Here is a 23,563-nt window from a genome sequence, read left to right as displayed (position 1 = left end):
CCACAAAATATATAATTGTGTTTTATACAAATACCCTTTGTGTTTTTTGTTAACCGGCTTGGTATGTTGCAGGTAACCAATATAACACTCTTCCTAATTAAGTCTGCAGTTACCACTTAACGCATTTAAGCGTGGGGCCTACAATATGGCCTGCGTGCTCATGAACATCATGGGTAAAATGAGCGCCATACCAGATAACCACATCTTTGTTCTCCACATTTTCACCATTAACAAAGTTATCAATGTGGGCTTTACATTGATCGGGCGTACCACCAACATTAGTAACACCATCATCAATTTCGCTGCCACCATGATACCGCAGTACCCATAGATCACCAACACCATAACTATCCAGTGTTCCATCATTAGCTCCCGGAATAATTTCATACGCCGAACCTGTTGTGGTATTCGTAATTTTCCATTTTCTCTTTCTGGCGGGATCTTTTGCCCTTCTTATTTCGTAGGTTTTTTTATGCCAGTGTGAATTGCCTACAAGTATAGGATCGTTAAATTCTTCAACAAGATTATTTGAAGGCCCTTCAATATCAAAATCGAGACGCCAGTAAGCATGATGATGATGCTTATTGCAAACGCAGCTATTTTGCACTGCCGAAAATCCAAAACGTGGACTGATAGTACCATTGGTATGTAAACGCCACTCACTGATGTAACGATACCATCCGGCTTCCATTTCGCTTACAATTACCACTTCCTGCCCCTGAACATACAAGGCCACACCTTTAAAATTGCCGGTATCATTTTCTGAATCAAGGATGGTTTTTGCCGGTGTGGGGCAAATTCTTATGCCAGGTGCTTTATCAGTACCCGTGGCAGAAAACATGCTTTCCTGCCATTGCCAGTCACGGTAAGGGCCACATGCATCATTATCGTACCGCACATTTAAAATAGGAACATGGCCCTGGTATAATACCCTCTTCTTTTTGTAGTTTACATATTTAAGCTCAACTCCCGAGCCTTTGGTTCCTGAAGAGGCAGAGGGGCGTATCACTAAAAATTTCCAGATCTCCACACCTCCCTGGGTAACCGTAATCCAGCTTTGCCCGGCAGTTCCCTTATCGGTTGTAGCCTGGTGGGCATCAGGAAGCCCGCAGGCATCATCAAGTGCACTTGCATTACCGGGTGCACCACTTTCAAAATGAATCACCTCCCGGGAAATCATATTAATGCCTGCAATTTCATTTTTTACAGTTCTTATACCTGATTTTATGCCCACCGCAATGGTTCGCTCAACTTCACCGGATGGAAGGGCTACATCTATGGTAGGGGGCATTGGCCTGTAAATGCGTATGGCGTTTTCTTTTATCCCTGATGCGATGTGTTTGTATTTTGTGGTAAGTATACTCACGGCTTCGTTAAATTCTTCATCATTGGGTTCGGGTTGAAAAGCAGATTCTGTAATAGTAACTGCAAGAGGTTTCCATGATTGTACAGTGATAAATACGCAGCAATTACGGGTATAATCATACACCGTCAACCGGTTAAAGTCAGAAAAATTACTCTGGCATTTTAAATATTTTTTCTCCTTTTCATCAACCGCAAAAAGATCAGCGCCTAATACACGGTGCCTCGATTTTGCAAGATATTTTTTTACTGTTGCCGAAGAGAGTATGCTTTGTATTGCATTTTCATTAACCTGTTTTTGTTCTTTTACAGTTATTTTAATTTCGCTGGAGGATTCTTTTTTCATTGTATTTAATTTTAAGTTGCTTACTTGATATAATATTTTATTGCTGCCGGCAAATGGATAAAACAAAATGCTATATACCGCAGATAATATTTAATTGCCTGCCGGTGTGGTTTGCCTGAATGTTCTTGATGGTGTACAGATAGTCTTTAGCTATTGCCGGAAATGTAAAGAATTGAAATGAGGTCAGGGTTTAAATGTACTCAACGTAAATAATTTATCCTATACCCTAAAGTGGGAATTTTTTAAGCAATAGATTTCTTCAGCTTTTTTTAAGTTGTAAAGCCTGCATTAATATGCGTTGTTAAAAGTTATAGCAACCTGCAGAGTTTTATTTTCTTTTTTTAGGATCGCCGAATAGTTTTACAAAGAGATCGTAAAAGTATTTTGACTGGTCTTTTGGTTTGCCCCACACCAGCCTTGAAGCCAGTAAAAACAAAGCTATCCATACAATGATCTGTAAAAAACGTGGCGGAATAATATACCAGATGAGCAATCGACCAGGTTCAGTGCTGCTGCTGTACGAAGCAATAAGGCAGATGGCAAGTGCAATACCTGCAATGATCTCTATGATACGTTTCAGCATAAGTGGTGTTTTAGATGCAGTGTATGAATATTATTGTTTTGCCAGTGCTTTAATATCTGCTATTTCCAATATTGTTTTGGCATAACCAATGGTTGCTGCATTTATCATGGCACGGCCAAGTTCCTGCATCGTAATTATTTTTGAAGGGACAAGCATTTTCATGATCCTGGCAATAAATTTATAAAGGCTCTTCCAGTTTTTTTGTTCCGGAAAAGGCAGCATTACACCCGGCCTGAAATTATATTCACCTTTAAAGCCCAGCTTTGCCAGATCATTTTCTGTTTTACCTTTAACACGTGCCCACATTACTTTACCTTTTTCGCTGCTATCGGTAAGGCTGCCCGAAACATAGGTAAATACCATATTGTTATTTACGGCCTGCACCGATTTTGCAAATGCCATGGTGGTATCATAAGTAATCTGCCTGAATTTTTCTTCCTTCATGCCTACAGAGCTTATACCGGCACAGAAAAAACAGGCATCATAACCTGTTATAGCCGCTGCAAAATTATCCAGCTTAAAAAAATCCGGAACGATCAGCTCTTTTAATTTAGGATGCTGCAATTCGTAATGCTTACGGGAAACAATGAGCACTTCCTGCACGTTGGGGTTTTGTAAACACTCCATCATCACACCTTCACCCACCATGCCTGTGGCACCGGTGATGATCACTTTTATATTGGTCATTGGTATTTGTATTTAGGGTGTAAAGGTCGGGAGAAAAACGGAGGATAGGGTGTGAGGGGTTTAAAATTTGATGGATTATTGGTATCTGGTATGTTATAGCGTTCACAGGCTTTGCAGTTTTGGCTTTACGACGTTGGTCAAAGCCCAAACGTCGGCGAAGAAAAAAATTATATTATTTCTGGTAGGATATTAACCATGTTTCGTTCATGAACTGTTACGAAGTCTTTGATGTCCTTATTAAAAGAACTAGCTGTTTCGCCAGGATAAACAATTGCTTTTCCAACTGATTGCATTACATCAATGTCATTAGTTTCATCTCCTACAAACACAACTTCGTCTAACTGGATATTATTTTTAATACAATAATTTTCCAAGACTTTGGTTTTTCCTACACTATCAGAGTTGTTATTTTGATATGCTACTCCCGACAAGAGATAGCCATGTTTATCATAAATGAATTTATTTATAAAAACTTTATCAATAAGTTGCAAAGTATTTTCATTGATAGTACTATAAATGAAAGAATCAATACCACCAGAGATAATGATAATTTTTATTCCAAGTTTAGATAATACTGTTACTACCGTATCAAAACTGTCAGCAATTTTCAACTCTCGATCATTGATAATTTTTGCAATGTCCCGTTTATGAAAATTTCGATCTGCGAAGTATTTTACACATTCATCACACCAATCTTGGAACGAATAATTTTTAGAATCTTTTTTATGTTTTTCAGCTAGACCAATTCTGATGCTTTCTTCGTAGTTCAAAGAATTCCAAATTTCTTTCCATGAATGTTTATAGTTATTCCCCTGCAATATTGTACCGTCAAAGTCAAATGCTACTAATTTGTATTTGTTATATCTTATTTTATCAAAAGCTTCATGATTGTTTTTTTGTCTAGCTAAGTTCATTTTTTTGAATCGGCTTAACAATTCTTCTCGTTCTTTTTCATATGTTTCAGTACTTACAAGCGTCTTACATATATCTTTATTTAGTCTAATGGAATTAGATAATTTGTCTATATTCTCTTTTTTAGTAACATCAATTGCTTCGTTATGTGAAATAAAATCTTGAAGACTCCCGTTTTTCATTCCTTTTACTAAAAGTGGGAATATGGCTTCTCCATTACTTAATCCCCAAATAGTTCCTAATTCATAAAGACAATATTTACTGTTATAATAAGTATTAGAGACAACAGCAATTGCAATAAATCCTTCAGTATTTTCTAATTGTTTTAATACGTAGTCATTAAAATTAACGCCAATTGGAATGTCATTACCATCCTCTGATGAACAAAATATTGAGTCAGGAAATACACCTATACCGGCTACTAAAAAGTTAACTAATATATCTGAAACATCCTTGTCAAAATTTGAATGACTTATAAATAATTTTTTCATTTTCCTTATTTTTAAATGTAGAGATTATAAGCTTAGGAGTTCTACTTTGACAAAACAATAAAAAGTATCGAGAACTAGGTTTCCATCATTATTTAAGGCTGTTTTTTATTTATCAATTCAAAAATCGGGTAGTCTCCGGGAATATTTTTTATATCATTTATTACCCCTTTACTTTCAAAATTAAAATTTGCAGATAGTCGAGAGTGAGTTGAAGACGAAACTAAAATTTGTTCATTATTTGTTCTAGCTTCGATTCTTGAAGCTAGATTTACATCTGGTCCTAATGCAGTAAATTGGTCTCGAATTTCAGTTCCTACATTTCCTACGAGACATTCGCCTGTATGAAGCCCACAGCCTAAACCAATTTCAATTACTTGAGCAGAATACAGTTTCCAATGTTTTATCCATTCAGCAAGCAATGTTTGGAATTCAATTTTTAATTCTAAAGCAGCTTCTGCTGCAAAAGCGGCGTCTTCCATACCTGCCGCATCTCTACCATTAAGTGCACCGAAAATTGCCATGATCCCATCACCGATAAATTTATCCAAAACCCCATTATGCTTAAAAATAATTGTAGATGCAAGTTGGAAATAGTCTTTTAAGAATTCAGCAATTGCTTGTGGGTGAGCTTTAAGAATTTCACATGCTTTAGAGAATCCTCGAATATCCCAAAATACTATTGTAACTGTTCGGCTTTTTAAATTTAGTACTTCGTTATTGTTTTCTACTTTACTAAAAACTCTTGGATCGAAATATCTTTTAAGAACGGCTAATTTTTTTTGTGAATCAATTTGCTCTTGGAGCATAGATCTAAAGAAAAGAGCAGTTTTTGTTTTAGCAACAATTTCGTCAGGTGTTTTCAATCCAGGAGTAGATTTAGCAATGCAATCAAAGGCTCCGTTTTCAAAGGCGGCATATCTGTCCATTTTATCTGCATATGCTGTAACAATTATAACCATTACTAAAGGATCTTTTTCTTTTGCATGATTTAAAACTCTCATTCCACTTTTGTCATCAATCATAGCTAAATCCGTGATAACTACATCAAAATTTTCATTTTGTATTAGTTGCTTAGCTTCATTCTCATCCGAAGCAGTTTTGACATTGTGAGATGGCATATTTAGCTCCAAAGCTCTTTTGTAGGCCTCTGCATTTGACGTTTCATCGTCTACAATTAATATACTTGACATAATATTTTATTTATCTTTTTCTAATATAGGTAAGAAGATTTCAAAAACTGCTCCTTCCCCTGGTTTACCAATTTCTCTTATTTTTCCCCCATGTTTTTCGACAATTATTTCACAAAAAGCGAGCCCAAGACCTGTTCCATGAATATAACTTCTTTCAAATGGTTTAAATATCTCTTTTTTCTTTTCATGCGGTACACCACATCCATTATCTGTAAATATTATCTTCAAGTACTTACGAGTCCTGTCAATTTTATCGGGTAAGTCTGTTTCTTTTGATATAGAAGTTGAAATTGATATTTGCTGATTTTTGCCTTTAACAAAATGTAATGAATTTCGGATTATCTCCTCAAAGCACTCTAGCATTTTTTGAACATCAATCGAGGTTTCTGGAGTATTTTTAAAATCAAACTTCACATTTACCTTTTTATCAATGGCTTGCTTTGCTGCATTCTTTAAAACATCATTTAATACAGAAGATTTTACATTCTCTGGTTTAATCTCATGTGCTATTGATAGATTTCGAAATTGCGCTATAATAGATTTAGCTTTTTCAATTGGTATTTCCATACTTTTTACAATTTCATCAATGACTTCAGGCTTCTTCATTGATAAAGCTAATTTTAGGTTAGAAAGTTCAGAGTCAATTGCGTCCATTGGATTTCCTAACCTATGAGCAGCCGTAAATGAGAGTAATTTCCAAGCTGCGTCCCTCTCAAGCAATTCAATCCGATTTCTTTCTGCAATTAAAGCTTCATTAATTTTTTCCAATTCTTCATACATTCCTATGTTTTGTTTATATAATTCTTCGTAGGAAAGTCTAATCCCAGATTTAGTTAGGGCTTCAGATGAAAAATATTTTCGAGCTAATTGTAAATTATTTTGGATAAGAGAAGTTATTATTTGTTCATCCCACCATCGTATTCTTATAGTAAATGGATAACGTCTTTTATCCATTCTAAAGTCTCTCTTTGAAAGGTCTTTGATTAACCTCTTAGGGTAATTTTCTTTTCCTCTTAACACAAAAAGAATTGTTACAGGGACATCTCCACGCCCTAACATTACACTACTTCTGTTCATTAAGTCAGACTCAATTAAATTTCTATAGACTCGTTCTACAAAATATTCGGGATCATGAAGAGCTATATCGAACATCTTGTCGCTAACAAATTCTTTATTGAACGAAACTAACCAAAACTCTTCATACTCAAATCCGTCAGGATCTCGTTTTCGTAAAGTTGTAATGGCGTCAATAAATTCGTCTTTAATCCGCCATTCTAATTGTTTATAGCCCAATCTTGACAATAATTCGAAACATAAATTTTCGAACTCTCTTTGTTCAAGCTTATCTAAGTCAACAACAATTTGAGAACTTACATCAGGTTCAACTATGCTACGTGGAGTAAACCTCTTTGGATTTTCTATATACTCGACAAAAAATTTCTTCAGTCTATTGGAAAGCTCATCCTTGTTGCCGTAAGCTATGAGATAACTCTGTCTAAGGAAATCAGGCAAGTCTTCTATGAATACATCTTCTGCAATAAAGATAATAGGTTTCCCGATAGCACGAGCAATCCCAATTTCAAAAAAAGAAGTTGCAGAAATATTTCTCAAATCAACTAAAATCAAGTCGCTAGAACTTATCATTCCAGCAAAATCCTTTTCTCTTTGTCTGCTATGAATTACGATATTCCTTTCAATTTGTGAATATAATTCTAATTGTATGTCTGCATCAATCTCTGCTGTTACTTCCTTTATAACTGGTTGCAAAAAATCCATCCTTTTTGGAGGCGATATTAGAAGGCATTTAATTCTTAATTTTCTTTTTGCCATTATGGCTAATTTAAAAAAAGGTTAGTAAAAGTAAGTAAATTGGTTACGAAAATTTGCTAATACTAAAAGACTATATTCCGGACGTAATATTATCTTTTCATAGCCTAAAAGTAGCATTAATTATTTGTTATTTTCTTATAGGCTATTGATTTTCAGTATAATCGTTGTAGTATTTAAACTTCCACCAACCCCTTGTTCATATTCCAAAATTCCCTACCTTTGCGGCGCTAAAAAGTACAGCAATAACGGATGGCGCAGTATTTATTTAGCATACTATGAGAGTAAAATAAATCATATCAAACCCTTCCTGATAGCTTTCGGGAATCTACAGGGTAAAGTGTGCCGGCAGGTGTAAGTGCCGGGTTTTCAAGCAAATAATCAAGGTTTTAAAGTTCAATATTCGATATAGGACAGGAATCTATTCAACAATAAAATAAACAACAATTAAATACAATGGCAGATTTACGTTATCAACGCAACTTTGGTATTGCCGCTCATATTGATGCCGGTAAAACCACTACCACCGAACGTATATTATATTATACCGGTGTGAATCATAAAATAGGTGAGGTGCATGATGGTGCCGCCACCATGGACTGGATGGCCCAGGAACAGGAAAGAGGTATCACTATTACCAGTGCTGCTACCACCTGCTTTTGGAACTTCCCGATGGTGCAAAACAAAAAAACACCGGATACCAAACAATACAAATTCAACATTATCGATACTCCCGGTCACGTGGATTTTACTGTGGAAGTAGAACGTTCTTTACGTGTACTGGATGGTTTATTAGCATTGTTCTGCGCCGTATCTGGTGTGGAACCACAATCTGAAACTGTTTGGCGCCAGGCCAACCGTTACAAAGTACCACGTATTGGTTTTGTAAACAAAATGGACAGAAGTGGTGCTGACTTTTTAAATGTGGTTAAGCAGATCAAGGAAATGCTGGGCGCTAAAGCTGTGCCTTTGCAGTTACCTATCGGTGCTGAAGACAACTTTAAAGGTGTGGTGGATCTGATTACCATGAAAGGTATGATATGGGATGAAGCAGGACAGGGTATGACTTACAACGAAGTGCCTATTCCTGAAGATATGCTGGAAGAAGTGAATGAATGGAGACAACACCTTGTAGAAGCGGTTGCCGAATACGATGATAAATTACTGGAAAAATTCTTTGACGATCCTAACAGCATTACAGAAGATGAAATGCATGAAGCGATCCGCAAAGCCACTATCGATATTTCTATCATCCCGATGATGTGTGGTTCATCTTTTAAAAATAAAGGTGTACAAACTGCATTGGATGCTATCGTTCGTTACTTACCTGGTCCTTTGGATATTGAAGCGGTAAAAGGAACTGATCCTGATACAGGAGAAGAATTATTACGCCACTCCGATCCTAAAGAACCATTCAGTGCTTTGGCATTTAAGATCATGACCGATCCATTCGTGGGCCGTTTAGCGTTCTTCCGTGCGTATAGCGGAAGGTTAGATTCTGGTTCTTACGTTTTAAATACCCGTACCGGTAAGAAAGAGCGTATCAGCCGTATCATGCAGATGCACGCCAACAAACAAAACCCGGTTGACTTTATTGAAGCTGGTGATATTGGTGCTGCTGTAGGTTTTAAAGATATCAAAACAGGAGATACTTTGTGTAATGAAGATAACCCTATCGTACTGGAAGCGATGACCTTTCCTGAACCGGTTATCAGTGTGGCAGTTGAACCAAAAACACAGGCCGACGTTGATAAAATGGGTATGGCCATTGCTAAACTGGTAGAAGAAGATCCTACCTTACGTGTAAAGACAGACGAAGAAACCGGCCAGACCATTTTAAGTGGAATGGGTGAGTTACACTTAGAGATCATTGTTGATCGTATGCGTCGTGAGTTTAAGGTTGAGATTAACCAGGGTGCACCACAGGTGGCTTATAAAGAAGCATTCCATAATACTATCGAACACCGTGAAACGTTGAAGAAACAAACGGGTGGTCGTGGTAAATTCGCTGATATCATTTTCTCTATCGGCCCTGCTGATGAAGAATTTTTGAAAGAAGGTAAATCAAACTTCCAGTTTGTAAACAGTTTGTTTGGTGGATCTATTCCTAAGGAATTTGTTCCTGCCATTCAAAAAGGTTTTGAAAGTGCGATGACAACCGGTGTGCTTGCTGGTTATCCAATGGAAAGTATGAAGGTTGTAGTTAAGGACGGATCTTTCCACCAGGTGGATAGTGATGCGATGAGCTTTGAATTGTGTGCTAAACAAGGCTACCGTGAAGCTGGCCGTAAGGCTAAACCGGTATTGTTAGAGCCTATCATGAAAGTGGAAGTGTTAACACCAGACCAGTACATGGGTGATGTAACGGGTGACCTTAACCGCCGCCGTGGTATGCTGGAAGGTATGGATAGCAAACATGGCGTACAGGTTATTAAAGCTAAAGTACCATTAAGCGAAATGTTTGGTTATGTAACGCAATTGCGTTCATTATCATCAGGCCGTGCTACTTCTACCATGGAGTTCAGTCATTACAATCCTGCACCAAATAATATTGCAGAAGAAGTGATGGCGAAAGCAAAAGGTAAAATGAAGATTGAAGAGTAATACAGACCAGCTTTTATAGAGGCCCCATTCTGAAAAGAATGGGGCTTTTTTTTTAATATCCCGCAGAGATTCGCAGAAAAAATGCAATTTGATCAATAGTATTACAATTCCTTCGCTAAGTTTCTGGGAATCTCTGCGATTTCTGCGGGAGACTTTGTATTTATCTGCTGGCTACTTTGCTTATTTTTGCAATAAACATTTACACTTGAGCGCTCCCATCTTTTTATTTACACCGCCTTTTACCCAACTGAATACGCCGTACCCGGCAACGGCGTACTTGAAAGGCTTTTTAAATACAAAGGGCATCAGTTCTTACCAGGCAGACCTGGGAATAGAAGTGACGATTGCATTGTTTTCTAAAACAGGGTTAAGCGATCTTTTTGCTGCCATTGATAAAAGCAAAGAAGTATCTGCCAATAGTAAGCGCATGATTACTTTACAGGAAGATTATATTACCACCATTGATGCAGTGATACTTTTTCTGCAGGGAAAAAATCCTGCACTTGCACCATTAATTTGTAAGCGTAATTTTTTACCCGAAGCAGAACGCTTTGCACAAACAGATGACCTGGCCTGGGCATTCGGTAGCATGGGTACACAGGATAAAGCCAAACATTTAGCCACGCTTTATTTAGAAGACCTGAGTGATTTAATTAAGGAATGTGCAGATGAACATTTTGGCTTTAGCCGGTATGCAGAAAAATTAGGCAGAAGTGCTAACAGCTTTGATGAACTGTATAACGAGTTGCAAAAGCCGTATACTTACCTTGATAAAATACTGATTACTATTGTAGAAAAGAAGATGATGAAAGTGCAACCAAAACTGGTTTGTATTTCTGTGCCTTTTCCGGGTAATTTATATACTTCTTTACGCTGCGGCCAATGGATAAAACAATATTACCCAAATGTGAAAGTGTGCACGGGCGGCGGTTTTGCTAATACAGAATTAAGATCACTTACTGATGTGAGGGTATTTGAGTTTTATGATTTTATTACTTTAGATGATGGTGAAGCACCAATAGAAAACCTGTTTGCTTTTGTAGAAGGTAAAAAAAATATTGATGAATTAAAGCGTACTTTTTTATTACAGGATGGGAAAGTAACGTATATCAACAACACGGCCTGCACAGATTATAAACAAGGCCAGGTAGGCACGCCGGATTATAGTGACTTTTTACTGGATCAATACATTTCTGCAATAGAAGTGGTGAATCCCATGCATAGCTTGTGGAGTGATGGCCGGTGGAATAAACTAACGATGGCGCATGGCTGCTATTGGGGCAAATGTACTTTTTGCGATATTAGTTTAGATTATATAAAACTATACGAACCCATCACTGCCGAATTGCTCTGCAATCGTATGGAAGAGATCATGGCGCAAACTGGCCAAAACGGTTTTCACTTTGTGGATGAAGCGGCACCGCCTGCATTAATGAGAGCATTGAGTTTGGAAATTATAAAAAGAAAATTAGTAGTAAGCTGGTGGGCCAATATACGTTTTGAAAAAAGTTTTACCCGTGACCTGTGCTTGTTGCTTAAAGCTGCCGGTTGCATTGCAGTATCAGGCGGATTGGAAGTAGCATCAGACAGGTTATTACAATTGATAGACAAAGGCATTACTGTAGCGCAGGTAGCAAGGGTAAATAAACATTTTACTGAAGCAGGCATTATGGTACATGCGTATTTAATGTATGGTTTTCCTACCCAGACTGCACAGGAAACGATTGACTCTCTGGAAATGGTGCGGCAATTATTTGAAGCCGGTGTACTACAATCTGCCTTCTGGCATTTGTTTACTATGACGGCTCACAGTCCTGTGGGATTGAACCCTGCAAAATATAAAGTACAGAAACTAACGGAAACGATTGGTAGCTTTGCGAATAATGATATTGTACATATTGATCCTACCGGAGCTGATCATGAAAGCTTTAGTTTTGGTTTGAAAAAATCTTTACTCAACTATATGCATGGGGCCTGCTTTGATGTACCCCTGCATAAATGGTTTGATTTTAAAACACCTAAAACTACTATTGCCCCTGACTATATTGCTACGCTTTTAACGGAAGAAGAATACCAAGCCGTAAAACCTAATACCAAAGTGGTATGGCTGGGTAATACGCCGGTAGTGGAAACCTATACCAAATCAAAAAAAGGGAATCACTGGGAAATGTGTTCGCTTACTTTTGAAACCAAAAAAGAAACGCTGGATATTAAAACGGATAAGGAGCAGGGGCTTTGGCTGGCTGACATGATCGCACAATTATCGGTGCATAATATAAAAACACTTTCTCTTACTGAAGTAAAAGCCTCTTACGAAAACGCCGGCCTTGGCGATTTTGAATTATTCTGGGATAATAAACCGGTGAATACTTTGTATAGGGCGGGGTTGCTGCAGTTGTAAGTTTGTCACGGAGATTCACGGAGACTTTCACAAAGTTTCACGGAGGATACTCAGTGCATCTCTGTGATTTCCTTTGTGCATCTCTGTGTTACAATTAAAAACAACAGGTGTACCTAAATCGAAAACTGCAATCACTTCATCAACTAACGATTGCCTTACCACTACTATTAAAGCATAATTAAAAGCTGCTGATAAAATCTCTTTAAAAGATTGATATAAACCTTGTTGTTTTCTCAGTTCCAATGGTCCTATCTCATCAATAATTAAATACTCAACCCCTTTGCCTGTAGCCAATAAAATGTGATTCGCTTTTGTAAATGCGGCTGTTGAAAATAAATATTTGCCAATTGTCAATTGTTCTTCATCTCCCTGCGCTTCCATTTCAAAAAATTCTTTTCCTGAAATATCATAAAACATACGTTTGCCATTTACGACCGGTGTAAGTATGCCTGCAATATTATTTTGTTGCAAACAAAACTGTTGCAGCAAAGTGGTTTTGCCGGTTTGTATGTCGCCAGTTAAAATGATGATCTTATTGCTCATGGTGCACTATCAGCAAAACCGTGTTGTTAATAAAACTTTTAAACCGCAGCCATTTACCGGGTTGTTGAGAAAGTTGCCAGCTTTGTTGTAAAATTATTTTTATCCCGGGCAATAAAGCAATTACCTGTTGCAATGCATTGCCATTTTTTTCTTTATAACGGGCCACCCATTTTTGTATTTGCAAACGCAGGAGCGGAGTGATAAAATAATTCCATACTAAAACAATGATCACGGCTCTGATAATCAGTTCAGCAATTTTTGATTTGGAAAAACTGTTGCTGAAAAAAGGCAGGTAAGAAAATACCAGCATCAATAACATGAGGCTACCAAAAATGAATGCAAACCACTTTTTTCTTTTAGCCGATCTTTCATTGGTAAAAACAGCTTCATCAACTGGTGGTAAATTATTCAGTTGCTGCAATAAAGCATTTGCCCGGTTGCCGGCTTGTACGCTTTTAATGATCTTTATATTCAGTATTCCCCCAACAATGCCTGCCACTAAATAACAACCTACATAAAATAAAATGATGTACAAAGAGTAATGCACGGCATCTTTAATAAATGACTGTGTTATTTTATTCAGAAAAATATCAATGGCCTGCCAGAAGCCTTTTCCGAAAACAATAGTTAATATCAGTAGATGCTGAAAAGCAGAATAGAGCAAAGAAAATAAAGTAAGTATAAATGCAGCAGGTTTTAAAGCGCTTCTGTTTAAAAACAACAATTCGCCAACAGCACCTTGTATCAAAACGGCCACATAAGCCATTGGAGGTGTATGCGGACTCAAAATAAATTTTACCGCAATCACTAATAATGTAGCTTTTAGTATTTCACCTTTTTTATTATTGCCTAATGCAATCAATGTAATGCACACCGATGCGACAAATGATAGTACCAGTCCTGCAAAGGGTATTTGTAAGCCATGTAAAATGCCTCCCATAAATGCCTCACTAAAAGCCCACAAGGCAGTAATACGAAGTGTTACATTGGTTTTATAAAATTCTTTATTAATTAAATTCATGAATAGGTTTGTTTTAACTGGTTGCCAAGTTTTTAAAGTGGGCAACCAGCAGATAAGTTTGTTAGATAAAAGATTGTTGTTGCCGCACTATTTTTATTTCATCCCCGATATTTATAATACCGTTTTGCTGCTGCAAAACATTTTGCCCGAAATAAATTTTATTGTTCTTCATTCTATACCCTGCCAATGTTGTTAATGGCTCTTTTCCACCTTTTCCTGTTTGCTGATTAATAGTGATTACAACACAACGGGAGCAAGGTTTAACGCCTAAAAAATTAAGTGCGTTAATTTCAAATGCTGCCAGTTCATCTTCGATATGTGCATGGCCGCCGGTAAAAACTATATTTGGCCTGAAGCGATTAACGGGCAATGCTTCTTTTAATTTTTCATTCAGGTTATCCAATGATGCCTGCCCGATCATCAGGATGGGATAGCCATCTGAAAAGGAAGTGATCTCATCATGGGTAGCATATCTTTTATCCACCTTTCGCCTGGTATCATCGGTCATATATACCAGTTTGCATTTTATGTTTAGCATTTCGCTGAACCAATCGTTATGTGCGTCACTTACTTCAATAGCATCACAAACATCGTCCCAAACCGTTACTGTAATATGCTTTTCCGATTCAGTCAAAAATGGAATATGAATTGACAGACCGGCATCATTGTATTTGGAAACTGTAAAGCCATTCAGGGATTCTGCCACATACAGCAGCACCATCTGGGGATGAGTGCGTTGCGTTAAAAACATATTTTGTTCATCCACCAGCATCCACCTCCTGTCGTATTTAAAACCCGTATCGGTAATTTCAACAGCAGGTTTTGCGATGCCGCCCAAAGATTTTATGGGATAGATAAATAATTGACTTACCTGTAACATATTGCAAATTTATCCTTTCTGATTGGGATAGTTTGTTGTATTTTTATCCTCAAAGCACTGAAATGAAACCAATCATCACCATTGAGTATTGCCCCAAATGCCACTGGCTTTTACGTGCGGCCTATATGGCCCAGGAAATTTTAACCACATTTGCCGATGAAGTAGCCGCTGTTACGCTGCAACCCAGCGAAGTGAACGGCCGCTTCACCATCCGTATTGCCGATAAAAAGGTTTTCGACAGAAAAGAATACGGTGGTTTTGCCGAAATAAAAGAGATCAAACAAATCATCAGGGATGTGGTAGCACCGGGTAAAAGCTTAGGCCATACCGACACACCTGCACATCACCAAAGCTGATAAAAGGAATTGGGAAGTAATAGTGAGTATTGAACGCTGTTTCCCAATTACCAATTACTAATTCCAAATAGAAACATATGTTGGGTATTGTACTTTGTGGCGGACAAAGCTCCCGGATGGGAAGCGATAAAGGGCTTCTGTTACACGAGGCTAAAACCTGGGCACAAACTGCCGTGGAAAAGCTAAGCGTATTACAAATACCTATGGCACTTTCTATTAATGAACAACAATTGCATGAGTATGCAAAAGTATTTCCACCGGAATCACTTATAGTAGATGATAATGCACTTGATATTAAGGGACCGTTGCTGGGCTTGTTGTCTGTTCATACAAAGAATCCAACCAAGGATATTTTTCTGCTGGCCTGCGATTTGCCATTGATGGACCCTAACCTGCTCAAAGAACTATTTTCATTACACCAGCAAAGCAAAAAATACGATGTATATATTTTTACCAACGATAAACAAGCAGAACCTCTGTGTGGCATCTATACAGCTAAGGCACTAAAAAAAATCATTACATTACAAAAACAAAATAAACTGATCAGGCACAGCATGAAATTTATTTTAAGCCAGCTGATCGTTTGTGAAATTGCAGCACATGAATCACAAAAGATCTGCTTCCGCAATTTTAATGCACACGCCGATATCAATGGCTTATAAACCCAATGCGGTTTTTTTTATTTTCCTGAAACTTTCTTTTCCTGCTTCGCAAACGGGGCATTCATAACCGGCTGGTAATATTTCAAAGGCAGTACCTGCTGCAATTGCATTTGCGGTGTCGCCAATTACAGGGTCATACACTGATTGACAACTGCTGCATTGATAAACGTATTCCTCCACTTTTTTTTCAGCAACCTGCTTTACCGGTACTACAGCTGCTTTTTTTGTAATACCTGCACGATAGTCGTAATACTTCAACACACTTCTGCGTAGTTGCTCCGGCAATACTACTTTTGGATTGCCGCTGCTGAAAATTTCTTCTGTTCTTTCATTGGGGTTAAAATCTTTCGCACATAAAATATCATACACTTTCAATAATTTAATGCCCAGGAAATCGATGAGGTATCTTTTTCTAACCAGGATGCTGCTGAATATTTCGCTTTTTTTTCTTGTTTTGATGCCAATGCAAATACCAAACGTACGGGTATCATCAATACTTAAATTCTTTACTAAAAAATTTTTAAGTGCCAGGCCTTCTTCACAATTATCTTCTACCTGAAAATTTAATTCATTAGCAGCATGGCGCATGTTGATCTGGAATTTTTCTAACAATAAATTCCAACGGGCCTTATCTTTTTCTTCAATGCCTTTTATCATGATCGTTTTCCATGCAGTACAACATATCTGCCCGAGTTTAGTATCAGAACATAATTGACAAATACTTTTTAAGAAATCGATACTGAACATTTCATCCCTTCTGTAAATGCCCAGCCAGTATTTATTGTCGTACCGGTTCAACCCTTCGTAATAAGGCAGGTTAAATTGCGGCAGGTCGGCTTTTTTTTCTGCCGGTTTAATACTTAAATTTTCAGTTGCTAACGCTGCAAATAATTTGTTGCCATCAGCTGCTGCATTATCAATATAGGCTGCCGCATTGTCTTTTATAATTTCTTCAATGGCTCTGGTAACTTTTGGAATATCATTGGTATAACACAACTGTTCCCATTCGTAAATAATATTTGTTTTGGGAAAACGAATAATTAAATGCCAGTAATGCTGCGATGTTGCCGATGCTACCCAATTGATATTACCGGTGAGCATTGGTGTAAAACTCTGGTTTGCATCGCAGATATTTACTTTTAAAGTAGGTGTATAGTCAATAGCATCAAAAATATCTTTGTACACACCTTCGCTGAGCCAGGTATTGCGTATAAAAACTTCTTCGGCAGGGAAGGAGCTGATGATGTTTGGGAAATTGCTGGTATTGATCTCAAAAGGAATATTTAATTTTTCCAGCTCTTCTGAAAAAAGAGGGATACTATAACTTTCTAAATCCACTAATAGTTGCTGTCTTAAGCCAAAGCGAACATAAAGCACTTTAATTTTTTGTGCAGCAAGAAGAATGTTATACAAATCGCCGGGAGAAATAATTCCTCCACGGAAGTTGATGAAAACAGTGTTAGCCATATAGTGAATTGTCAATCGTGAATGGAGAATATACTCCGCTTATATTTTCTACGTTATTTTGTACTTGATTTCTATTGCACTAATCCGAATTCGATAATTGCTTTAGGGAAATTTTTATTTTCATGGCCTGGCCTGCACAGTTTTAATAAGGTAAAACGTTGCAGGTTGGTAAGGCTGCTCCATTTTTCAGGTGTAATTTCCAGATCAAACTCCTTTGCTTTTTCTGCCAGCATTTCGGGAATGGTGTGCAGGTTGGCCCAATCAGGATTTGTATTGATTGTTAATTCTGTTGCTTTATTACTGGTATATTTTTCTATTAACTGAGAGAGATAATCATTATACAATTTTGCTTCTTCATCAGTAGCTGCAGGCATTAATGCCAGGTATATTCTTTCATCTCTTTTAAACTTACTCCATTCTGCCAGTTTTAATTTTATGCCGGCAGCATCCATTTTAAAACGAACGATCATTGGAATACAACGTACATTTTCCTCTACAAAATCTTCTTCGAAATTAAAATATTCAATGCCTGCAAGTTCCCTGAATTCGGAAGAAGTCAATTCTTTTTTCATACATACACTTTCTTCTAATCCTTCATACTGATCGTAATTAGGAATAATTTTATAACCTGATTTTTTATATAAGGTAGTTGCAGGAATAAAATGAATACTGGTTTCTAATATCGCATATTTAAAACCTTCTTCCATAGCCCAGTTTTCCAATTCATTTAAAACCAGTTTTGATAACCCTTTGCCACGGTGTTCTTTTACTACAAACATTCTTTTTACTTCCACTGTATCGGTATTATATTTTTTAAAACAACCACTTGCTGCAGGTTGGTCATTTATATACACTACCACCACGGTGTTAAGGTCAGGCACTTTATTGTACTGATCATATTGCGCCTGGTCTTCCTGTAATTCATTCCATAATTCATGATCCAGTTGTTTGATAAGCCACTGAAAATTACTGTCGTTAGAAGTTGTTCTCTTAATTGTTTGTTGTTCCATAACTGCTGAATAGAATCTGCCTCCGGCGGATAAGTTTTACCACAGATTACACAAATTTCACAGAAAAGCAGTAAAGTAATTTGTGGAATTTGTGTAATCTGTGGCAAACTAAGTTACTAAAATCCCGTCTTCTTTTTTAATAACATTTACCTGGCTGTCTAAAATAGCTTTTACCTCGGGCCTGCAACTGCCGCAACCCATGCCGGCACCGGTAAGCTGGCAGAGTTGCAAATGATCCTTACAGCCTTCTTTTATTTTATTGATCAAATTTCCTTCTCCAACATTATTGCAACTGCAAACCAGTTTGCCAATTACGGGCTCGGCAGTTTTGCCGCTGCGTAATAATTGCAAACGTTTTTCACTCAGCTCCAGTTTATTTTCTATAAGATTGCGGTACTCTAAAAATTCGCTTTTATCGCCAATTAAAATAGCACCTACTAACTTATCATTGTGAACGATACATTTTTTGTAATAGCGTTTGGCTTTATCTATAAAAACAATTTCTTCGTAGGTAGGATCGTTGTTGGGAATTTCTGCAAGGCCAAGGGAACAAAGATCAGTGCCATGCATTTTTAAAATGTTCATCAGCAAACTGCCGCTGTAATATTTTGAAATATCGCCGCATAAAAAACGGGCAACAATTTCTGCCTGCTGTTCTGCCGCTGCAGTAATACCATATAAAAATCCTTTGAACTCTGCAATTTCTCCAATGGCAAAAATATCTTTTTCATTGGTGCGTAAATATTCATCAACAATCACACCTCTTTTGCAATCTACGCCAGCGGCTTTTACCACTTCAATATTTGGCACAGTGCCAATAGCAATTACCAATGCCTGGCAATCGATATGCAAACCACTTTTTAAACGTACACCTGAAATGTTTTTTTCTCCAAGGAAGCGGTCGATCTCATCATTGTAAAAAATTTCAATGCCCTTGCTTACTAATTCTTCATGTAATAACTGGCTGCCTAACGGATCCAGTTGCCTGTCCATTAAACGGGAGATACGTTGAATGATGGTGACTTTTACACCCACTTCAGTAAGTGATGCTGCTAATTCAATTCCTAACAAACCACCGCCTACAATAATCACTTTACCATTAGCAGGATCAACATGGTTTTTAAAATTATCAGCATCAGTACGGCTACGCATAGTAAAAATGCCATGGAGCGATGGAATATCTTTCAGCATAAAAGCACGGCTGCCGGTTGCCAATAGCAGCACATCATAAAAATGTGTAACGCCTTTACTATCCGTTACGCTTTTGTTTTCTTTATCAATCTTTTCAATACTAACACCACGGTGTAGTTTTATACGATGATCTATTTCTTCATCATCACTCATCTTAATTAAATTATGCCAGGGTAATACACCACTGATATAATCAGGGAGCAATACCCTGTTATAAAAAGGAAAATCTTCTTTACTGAATACTTCAATATCATCTTCGGTATTTAGAGTGCGGTAACTTTTTACAAAACCACAGGCACCTGCACCGGCGCCCACTACAATAATTTTTTGTTTCGCTTTTTTGTACAATGAAACCTGCACCGCACTGAATTTAAAATCGGGCTCTTTACTTTTTGGGTCTACTAAATTATTGGTGAGATTATTCGCCCTGTTTAAATCGCTGTTTAAAATTTTACCCCAATGCATTGGTAAAAAAACTACGCCTGGTTTTATGTCTTCAGAAAATTTTGCTTTAACACGAACGTTGCCACGTTGGTTAAATATTTCAATGATATCGTTATCTTTTATTTTTCTTTTGTTGGCATCAATGGGATGAATTTCTAAAAAAGCTTCGCTGATATGTTGATTGAGCTTATTTACTTTTCCTGTTTTGCTCATGGTATGCCACTGATCACGTATGCGGCCGGTGGTGAGTATCAGCGGATGTTCCGGTGTTAAGGCTTCCGAATTATTTTCATCGCTGAAAGATTGGATGTTGGCCTTTTTATCCGGTGTAAAAAATTTGTGATCGGTAAATAGCCTTGGTGTACCATAATAACCATTTGCCTGAACCAGCATTTCGCTTTCAACTTTCAACTTTACACTTTCAACTTTCCTGTACGGCCATTGTACTGCTCTTTTTTCTTTTAAAATTGCATAGCTCAATCCGCTGATATCAATATTTGTTCCTTCTGTTAATGCAGCATGTTCCGCATATATCTCCGAAAAATTGTCATAGGCAAAACCATCGTAGCCCATTTTATTGGCGAAGCGGCAAATAATTTCGGCATCAGGTAATGCCTCACCAGGCGCATCTGTAATTTTATTCAGGTAAGAAATATAGCGGGCTGCATTGGTCATGGTGCCTTCTTTTTCTGCCCATGAAGCGGCGGGTAATACCACATCAGCATATTGTAATGTTTCCACTTTATTGCTGATATCCTGTACCACAACAAATTTTGCTTTCTTTAATCCTGCTTCTGCTACACGTACGTCTGGCAGGCTCGTTAATGGATTAGTGCATAAAATCCAGATGGCTTTTAGTGTACCATCATTCAATGCATCAAACATTTCAGTAGCAGTTAAACCAGGTTTTGGTTTGATAGTACCCAATGGAATCTGCCAGAATTTTTCTACTTCATTGCGGTGTGTTTCATTAGTAAGATCACGATGAGCAGGGAGCAAATTACTTAAGCCACCCACTTCTCTGCCACCCATGGCATTGGGTTGACCGGTTAGCGAAAATGGTCCTGCACCTGGTTTGCCAATCTGACCGGTGATTAAATTTAAGTTGATGAGGGATAAATTTTTATTGGTGCCCACTACACTTTGATTCAGTCCCATCGTCCACATAGTAATAAAACCTTTTGCATTACCAATATACAATGCAGTTAAGCGAATATCATTTTCACTCACGCCACAAATATTTGCCGCTTCTTCTACAGTTCTTTCAAAAACAGTTTCCCTGTATTTTGCAAAACCGTTAGTGTTATCATTTATAAAATCAAAATCAATTTTTCCTTCTTCAATTAAACACCTGCCAATGGCATGATGTAAAGTAATATCTGTACCTGGATTTAATTGCAGGTGCACATTAGCTAAAGAGCAGGTTTGTGTTTTGCGTGGATCGCTGACAATTATTTTTATATCCGGATTTTTTTCTCTTGCAGCTTCCACTCTTCTCCACAAAATAGGATGGCACCAGGCAGGGTTTGCACCGGCAACAAAAATTACATCACACAATTCAAGGTCATCATAACTAACCGGTACACTATCTTCTCCCAAACTCATTTTATAACCCACTACTGCACTGCTCATGCATAAGCGGCTGTTGGTATCAATATTATTACTGCCAATAAATCCTTTGATGAGTTTGTTAACTACATAATATTCTTCTGTTAAGCATTGTCCGCTTGCATAAAAAGCCACACTATCCGGGCCGTATTTATCAATGAAAGTCTTAAATACGGCAGCAGTTCTTTCCAAAGCCACATCCCAGCTTACTCTTTGGCGGGGCATGTTTTTATTGTAACGCATTTCGGGATACAACAATCTATCGCCCTGATCATTTACAGTGTGGTGCAGGTTCATGCCTTTACTGCAGAGCATACCTTTATTCACCGGATGATTTTTATCACCTTCCACAGTGATACGGTTATGATCATCTTTATTTACTACGATACCACAACCTACACCACAGTAACAGCAGGTAGTGGTATTACCTGCTGTTGTGTTCAATTGCGATATGTTTTTTTGTTCTTTCAATGCTTTTATTTTTCCGAGGTACAAATCTTAAGCTGCAAGTTTCAAGCTACAAGGGAGAAGCATAATGGCTGGCCTTGTCCCTTGCAGCTCTCCCCCTTGTAGCTATTCCCCTTGCAGCTGTTTTACTAACTAACTGCCGGTACTGCCACCATATCCTTTACTTCAGTTTTCTTTTGTGCCGTTACTGTTCTGAAAATAAAAACGGCTATTCCAATTCCTAAAATGATATATCCCAATAAAGTAAATGCTGCAGTATAATCAATCAGGTCTTTTGTTTTTGTTACGCCATTTTCAATCACTTCTTTTGTCGCATGCGTTGCTTTTGCTTTAAACATAAAGGCGATAAGCATCGCACCAATATTTCCACCAGCACCAACAATGCCCGCCACACTACCCACGGCCATCGGGCTTATAAAGGGCACCAGGCTGTAAGTAGCGCCATTAGCCATTTTCAGGCTAAGGCCAAAAAAGAACATCATAAAAATAGCCATACCGATATTACCAGATTTAGCAAACCAAACCAATCCAATGCCTTCTAACAATAACAGAATAGCCAGCAACATTGATTTACCATCGAAGCCCCATACTTTACCAATTTTATCTGCTACAATGCCACCCATTGGTCGTGCAAAAATATTTATCCAGCCAAAAATTCCGGCGCACATACCTGCAATAGCAAGAGAGGCTCCAAATGAATCCGTAAAAAATATCGGCGCAAAATTATCTACTGTAATTTCTACACCAAAGCATGCAGCATAAGCGATGGTTAATATCCAGGTGCGGTAATCTTTTATTGCAATTAAGAAGGTATTTTTTTTCGTATCAGTTTTATAACCTGTTTCATTATAATTTCCTTCTGGTGCATCTTTTGTAAAACGATAATATAAAAATGCACAAACCAATAGCATTACACCAGGAAAGATCATGGCATAACGCCAGCTATCTTCTTTGGTACAAAAACCCAGGCCAACAAAACCTGATGCGATCATCGGCATAAAGAAGTTTGCAGCGCCACCACCTGCATTACCAAAGCCACCAGCTGTTGCATTAGCAGTACCTTTTACAGCAGGTGCAAACATTACTGAAGTGTGAAATTGTGTAATTACAAATGAAGCACCAATAATGCCGATAGCTAAACGAAATAATAAGAATGAGGTATAAGAATGACTGGTACCAATGAATAAAACAGGGATGGCACATAATACTAATAACCAGGTGTATACAATTCTTGGCCCGTATTTATCTACCAGTCTGCCGATTAATAAACGGGCAACAATGGTTGCTGATACTGAAGCAATCTGAATATTACCGATCTGGTCTTTGGTAAGATGCAATTGTTCTTTAGCAATTTTCATTAAAGGAGCCATACCAAACCATGCAAAAAAGCAAAAGAAAAATGTAAGCCAGGTTACATGAAATGTTTTCATCTGTACACCTTTTAACGAAAAGATGTTGAGTTTTGGAAGTGGTTGATTGTTTATAGTGGATGACATAATTTATAATTTTA

The 23,563-nt window shown here is 37.6% G+C and carries 17 protein-coding genes; 4 read left to right on the top strand and 13 right to left on the bottom strand.

Translation table 11 applies throughout. From position 1 onward, the window contains the following. Positions 1–109: 109 nt before the first annotated feature. The 6 genes from ACQ334_RS06360 to ACQ334_RS06335 form a co-directional block, all read right to left on the bottom strand. Positions 110–1,708, bottom strand: a complete 1,599-nt coding sequence (locus ACQ334_RS06360; RefSeq protein ID WP_430987340.1) for a hypothetical protein — start codon at positions 1,706–1,708, stop codon at positions 110–112. Positions 1,709–2,036: 328 nt separating this feature from the next. Then, entirely contained in the window at positions 2,037–2,291 is a 255-nt protein-coding gene (locus ACQ334_RS06355; protein WP_430987339.1) for a hypothetical protein, read from the bottom strand. 30 nt (positions 2,292–2,321) lie between these two features. Continuing rightward, positions 2,322–2,978 carry an NAD-dependent epimerase/dehydratase family protein gene (locus ACQ334_RS06350; protein WP_430987338.1) on the bottom strand — a complete coding sequence of 219 codons (657 nt, stop codon included), beginning with the start codon at positions 2,976–2,978 and terminating at the stop codon, positions 2,322–2,324. A gap of 167 nt (positions 2,979–3,145) precedes the next feature. Beyond that, positions 3,146–4,381 (bottom strand): HAD-IB family phosphatase, encoded by a 1,236-nt coding sequence (locus ACQ334_RS06345; RefSeq protein WP_430987337.1) that lies wholly within the window; start codon positions 4,379–4,381, stop codon positions 3,146–3,148. Positions 4,382–4,473: 92 nt separating this feature from the next. Then, positions 4,474–5,571: an adenylate/guanylate cyclase domain-containing protein gene (locus tag ACQ334_RS06340; protein WP_430987336.1), complete on the bottom strand. Its 1,098-nt coding sequence runs from the start codon at positions 5,569–5,571 to the stop codon at positions 4,474–4,476. A gap of 6 nt (positions 5,572–5,577) precedes the next feature. Then, positions 5,578–7,401 carry an ATP-binding protein gene (locus tag ACQ334_RS06335; RefSeq protein WP_430987335.1) on the bottom strand — a complete coding sequence of 608 codons (1,824 nt, stop codon included), beginning with the start codon at positions 7,399–7,401 and terminating at the stop codon, positions 5,578–5,580. Positions 7,402–7,854: 453 nt separating this feature from the next. Between ACQ334_RS06335 and fusA the strand changes: the two genes are divergently transcribed. Beyond that, positions 7,855–10,002, top strand: coding sequence for an elongation factor G (gene fusA, locus ACQ334_RS06330; RefSeq protein ID WP_430987334.1), 2,148 nt, complete (start codon positions 7,855–7,857; stop codon positions 10,000–10,002). Between the two features lie 205 nt (positions 10,003–10,207). Then, positions 10,208–12,403 carry a B12-binding domain-containing radical SAM protein gene (locus ACQ334_RS06325; protein WP_430987333.1) on the top strand — a complete coding sequence of 732 codons (2,196 nt, stop codon included), beginning with the start codon at positions 10,208–10,210 and terminating at the stop codon, positions 12,401–12,403. A gap of 27 nt (positions 12,404–12,430) precedes the next feature. Here the strand turns inward: ACQ334_RS06325 and ACQ334_RS06320 are convergent, their stop codons facing one another. From ACQ334_RS06320 to ACQ334_RS06310, 3 genes are all read right to left on the bottom strand, one after another. Then, positions 12,431–12,946: a nucleoside-triphosphatase gene (locus ACQ334_RS06320; RefSeq protein ID WP_430987332.1), complete on the bottom strand. Its 516-nt coding sequence runs from the start codon at positions 12,944–12,946 to the stop codon at positions 12,431–12,433. Beyond that, entirely contained in the window at positions 12,936–13,967 is a 1,032-nt protein-coding gene (locus ACQ334_RS06315) for a hypothetical protein (protein ID WP_430987331.1), read from the bottom strand. Before ACQ334_RS06315 ends, ACQ334_RS06320 begins: the two co-directional genes overlap by 11 nt. Positions 13,968–14,028: 61 nt before the next feature. Next, entirely contained in the window at positions 14,029–14,847 is an 819-nt protein-coding gene (locus ACQ334_RS06310; protein WP_430987330.1) for an MOSC domain-containing protein, read from the bottom strand. A 62-nt stretch (positions 14,848–14,909) separates the two neighbouring features. On the opposite strand from ACQ334_RS06310, the gene ACQ334_RS06305 reads away from it, so the two are divergent. Together ACQ334_RS06305 and ACQ334_RS06300 are read left to right on the top strand one after the other, a co-directional pair. Beyond that, positions 14,910–15,203 (top strand): SelT/SelW/SelH family protein, encoded by a 294-nt coding sequence (locus ACQ334_RS06305; protein ID WP_430987329.1) that lies wholly within the window; start codon positions 14,910–14,912, stop codon positions 15,201–15,203. A gap of 77 nt (positions 15,204–15,280) precedes the next feature. Next, complete coding sequence (locus ACQ334_RS06300) at positions 15,281–15,865, top strand: molybdenum cofactor guanylyltransferase (RefSeq protein WP_430987328.1); 585 nt, start codon at positions 15,281–15,283, stop codon at positions 15,863–15,865. Here the strand turns inward: ACQ334_RS06300 and ACQ334_RS06295 are convergent. The 4 genes from ACQ334_RS06295 to ACQ334_RS06280 all read right to left on the bottom strand — a co-directional run bounded on the left by ACQ334_RS06295 (position 15,860) and on the right by ACQ334_RS06280 (position 23,549). Next, a complete protein-coding gene (locus ACQ334_RS06295; RefSeq protein WP_430987327.1) occupies positions 15,860–17,332 on the bottom strand; it encodes a rubredoxin in 1,473 nt (490 codons plus the stop codon). The two genes, ACQ334_RS06300 and ACQ334_RS06295, sit on opposite strands and share 6 nt — an antisense overlap. A gap of 71 nt (positions 17,333–17,403) precedes the next feature. Next, a complete protein-coding gene (locus ACQ334_RS06290; RefSeq protein WP_430987326.1) occupies positions 17,404–18,342 on the bottom strand; it encodes a nitrate reductase associated protein in 939 nt (312 codons plus the stop codon). A 108-nt stretch (positions 18,343–18,450) separates the two neighbouring features. Then, a complete protein-coding gene (locus ACQ334_RS06285) occupies positions 18,451–22,056 on the bottom strand; it encodes a molybdopterin-dependent oxidoreductase (protein ID WP_430987325.1) in 3,606 nt (1,201 codons plus the stop codon). A 125-nt stretch (positions 22,057–22,181) separates the two neighbouring features. After that, positions 22,182–23,549 carry an MFS transporter gene (locus ACQ334_RS06280; protein ID WP_430987324.1) on the bottom strand — a complete coding sequence of 456 codons (1,368 nt, stop codon included), beginning with the start codon at positions 23,547–23,549 and terminating at the stop codon, positions 22,182–22,184. Between the last annotated feature and the right edge of the window lie 14 nt (positions 23,550–23,563).

This window comes from Ferruginibacter sp. SUN106 (assembly GCF_050611765.1).
Lineage (GTDB): Bacteria > Bacteroidota > Bacteroidia > Chitinophagales > Chitinophagaceae > Ferruginibacter.
This window is presented reverse-complemented; position numbering and strand designations above follow the sequence as displayed.